This is a genomic window from Embleya sp. NPDC056575 (assembly GCF_042793325.1).
Taxonomy (GTDB): Bacteria; Actinomycetota; Actinomycetes; order Streptomycetales; family Streptomycetaceae; genus Embleya.
Map to the genome: position 1 here is coordinate 1 of NZ_JBHTVA010000196.1, position 834 is coordinate 834.

1 protein-coding gene is annotated in these 834 nt (G+C 71.3%); it reads left to right on the forward strand.

From position 1 onward, the window contains the following. On the forward strand, window positions 1-834 hold an 834-nt coding region (locus ACFRCG_RS48695; protein ID WP_380043109.1), incomplete at both ends, for a glycosyltransferase family 39 protein.

Here is an 834-nt window from a genome sequence, read left to right on the forward strand (position 1 = left end):
GTCGTGGCACTACCTCGGACCGCTGATCGACCACATCGACATCGTCTTCACGCCGTACTACGCGGGCATGCACCTGTGGATCGCGGTGGCCGGTGACTCGCCGGCCGCGCTGCGGCTGCCGGAGGCGCTGGCCATGGGGATCTCGGCCGGTCTGGTGGCACTCCTGGGGCGGCGGATGTTCGCCGTGCGGACCGGACTGCTGGCCGGACTGCTCTTCGCGGTGGTGCCGGCGATCACGCGCTACGGGCAGGAGGCGCGGCCCTACGCCTTCGCGACCCTCTTCGCGCTGCTCGCGACGCTCTTCCTGCTGCGCGCCCTGGAGAAGCCGAGCCTGCGCGACTGGACGCTGTACGCGCTGGCGATCGCGGCCACCGGATTCGGCCACCTGGTCGCGATGTCGGTGCTCGCCGGACATCTGGGCCTGGTTGTGCTGGCGAAGCGGCGCGGCGACAGGATCGCGCACTACGCCTTCGCGGGCGCGGCGCTGCTCGGTCTGTCGATCACGCTCCCGATGGTGGCGAAGGGGTCGGGGCAGAGCGGGCAGATCGCCTGGAACACCACCACGACCCAGGACCTGGTCGACTTCCCGCAGGAGCTGTTCGGGTCGTGGATCACCGGCGGCGTCGTGATGGGGCTCGGCGTGCTGGGCCTGCTGGCGGCCCGCCGCTACGCGTTGCTGCTCGGGGCGTGGGCCGTGCTGCCGCCGGTGCTGACTTTCCTGACGGCCGACCAGCTCCATCTCTTCCTGCCGCGGTATCTCCTGTTCACCATCCCGGCATGGACGCTGCTGCTGGCCGCCGCGGTCACCCGGCTCACCGGGCGGCTCGAGCCCGA